The following is a 2,387-nucleotide window of genomic DNA, read 5'->3' as shown; positions in this document are numbered from 1 at the left end:
GTAACCTTGGTGCCATCCGAAAGAGTGAAGGTCAGACCGCCATGACCTTTGACGTCCAAGCCTTGGGCGTTGGTCAGAGTAACGGTGTAAGTGATCTCGCCGCCTTCGCTGACAGTGGTTTTGTCTGCAGTCAGGGTGGCGACAACCTCACTTTCGGTGTCAGTGATCTGAACAGTGGCGGAGCCACCCAGCTCCAGATTCTCGAAGGTCTTGCCTGGGACGGTTGCATCGCTGATGCCAACGGTGAGCGAACCGGAATCTTTGAAGACGTCATCACCTTGTGCCGGCGCCTTGTACTCAACCTGAGTCTGACCTGCCGCGATGGTGACCTTGTCGCCATTGCTCAAGGTGACGGTCAGCGGACGATCCAACGGCTGGTTCACTTTGACGGTGAACGACGGCTGCTGGTCTTCGGTTACGTTGCCGTTGCTGACGATGGTGACAGAGACTTTGTCGCCTTCGTTGCCGGTGCCCGGAGTACCAGTGCCTGGCTCGTCTGTCACCGTGGTGGTGACGGTACCGTCACCCAGCGTCAGTTTCTCGAAGTTATCCGCGCCAGTAACGCCTTCCAGCTTGTTCACGATCGCTGGCTGGCCACCGACGTACACATCGTCCGGTGCGTGAATGGTGATGGTGCCTGTTGCACTGCCCGCCGGAACGGTCACTTTGGTGCCGTCGCTGAGGGTGAACACCAAGCCGTTATGGCCGGTAACCGAGAGACCTTGGGCGTTGGTCAGGGTAACGGTGTAAGTGATCTCGCCGCCTTCGCTGACAGTGGTTTTGTCAGCAGTCAGGGTGGCGACAACTTCACTTTCGGTATCGGCGATCTGAACGGTGGCCGAGCCACCCAGTTCCAGATTCTCGAAGGTCTTGCCCGGTACGGTTGCATCGCTGATGCCAACGGTGAGCGAACCCGAGTCTTTGAAGACGTCATCGCCCTGAGCTGGAGCTTTGTACTCAACCTGGGTTTGGCCCGCAGCGATGGTGACTTTGTCGCCGTTGCTCAAGGTGACAGTCAGCGGACGATCCAGCGGCTGGTTCACTTTTACGGTGAACGACGGCTGCTGATCTTCGGTAACGTTGCCATTGCTGACGATGGTGACGGAGACCTTGTCGCCTTCGTTGTCGGTGCCTGGAGTACCAGTGCCTGGCTCATCGGTGACGTCAGTTTTCACTTCGCCCTGACCCAGAGTCAGTTTCTCGAAGTTATCCGCGCCAGTAACGCCTTCCAGCTTGTTCACGATCGCTGGCTGGCCGCCGACGTACACATCGTCCGGTGCGTGAATGGTGATGGTGCCTGTTGCACTGCCCGCCGGAACGGTCACTTTGGTGCCGTCGCTGAGGGTGAAGACCAGGCCGTTATGGCCGGTAACCGAGAGACCTTGGGCATTGGTCAGGGTAACGGTGTAAGTGATCTCGCCGCCTTCGGACACGGTGGTCTTGTCAGCGGTGAGAGTTGCGACAACTTCACTTTCGGTATCGGCGATCTGAACGGTGGCCGAGCCACCCAGTTCCAGATTCTCGAAGGTCTTGCCCGGTACGGTTGCATCGCTGATGCCAACGGTGAGCGAACCCGAGTCTTTGAAGACGTCATCGCCCTGAGCTGGAGCTTTGTACTCAACCTGGGTTTGGCCCGCAGCGATGGTGACTTTGTCGCCATTGCTCAAGGTAACGGTGAGCGGACGATCCAGTGGCTGGTTCACTTTGACAGTGAAGCTTGGCTGCTGGTCTTCGGTGACATTGCCATTGCTGACGATGGTGACGGAAACCTTGTCGCCTTCGTTGCCGGTGCCCGGAGTGCCAGTGCCCGGCTCGTCAGTCACAGTAGTGGTGACGGTACCGTCACCCAGCGTCAGTTTCTCGAAGTTATCACCACCGGTGACCGATTCGATCTTGTTGACGATGTTTGGCTGACCGCCGACGTAGACGTCGTCAGGGGCATGGATGGTGATGGTGCCGGTGGCGCTGCCCGCCGGAACGGTAACTTTTGTGCCGTCCGAGAGCGTGAAGACCAGGCCATTGTGGCCTTTGACGTCCAGACCCTGGGCATTGGTCAGCGTAACGGTATAGGTGATCTCGCCGCCCTCGGACACAGTGGTCTTGTCGGCGGTAAGGGTGGCGACAACCTCACTTTCGGTATCAGCGATCTGCACGGTAGCCGAGCCGCCGAGTTCCAGGTTTTCGAAGGTCTTACCTGGAACACTGGCGTCGCTGATCCCAACGGTGAGCGAGCCCGAGTCTTTGAAGACGTCATCACCTTGTGCCGGTGCCTTGTACTCAACCTGAGTCTGGCCGGCCGCGATGGTGACCTTGTCGCCATTGCTCAAGGTAACGGTGAGCGGACGATCCAGCGGCTGGTTCACTTTGACAGTGAAGCTTGGCTGCTG

The 2,387-nt window shown here is 58.4% G+C and carries 1 protein-coding gene; it reads right to left on the bottom strand.

Annotated features, from left to right (window positions below):
- Positions 1 to 2,387, bottom strand: a 2,387-nt coding sequence (locus tag AC2CGW_RS25210; protein WP_484574769.1) for an immunoglobulin-like domain-containing protein, incomplete at both ends; no start/stop codon positions are given.

The sequence above is a fragment of the Pseudomonas sp. SYWMCR5 genome (assembly GCF_057197165.1).
This window is presented reverse-complemented; position numbering and strand designations above follow the sequence as displayed.